The organism is Flavobacterium soyae, assembly GCF_021245985.1.
Lineage (GTDB): Bacteria > Bacteroidota > Bacteroidia > Flavobacteriales > Flavobacteriaceae > Flavobacterium > Flavobacterium soyae.
Window position 1 is genome coordinate 1 of record NZ_JAJQXA010000075.1, and the last position, 255, is coordinate 255.

At 41.6% G+C, this 255-nt stretch carries 1 pseudogene; it reads left to right on the forward strand.

Going from position 1 to position 255, the window contains the following annotated elements:
- Positions 1–255, forward strand: a pseudogene (locus LUU93_RS21645) (IS5/IS1182 family transposase); the annotation flags it as partial.

Consider the following 255-nt stretch of genomic DNA (forward strand, 5'->3'; position numbering starts at 1 on the left):
ATCCTGCACTACAGCCTGCATCCGAATCCCACCGACACCAAAACACTTATCCCGCATATTGATAGTTTTGAGAGTTCATACAAAAAAGTTCCCAAAGAGTTAGTTGCCGATGCTGGCTATGGTTCGCGGGAAAACTACAACTTGTTAAAAGCCAGAAAAATAAAAGCCTTTGTTAAGTATAATTATTTTGACAGAGACTGCAAGACCAAACAGGTAACCGCCTCGCAAAACAATCCTGAACTGGCCAAAATAAGG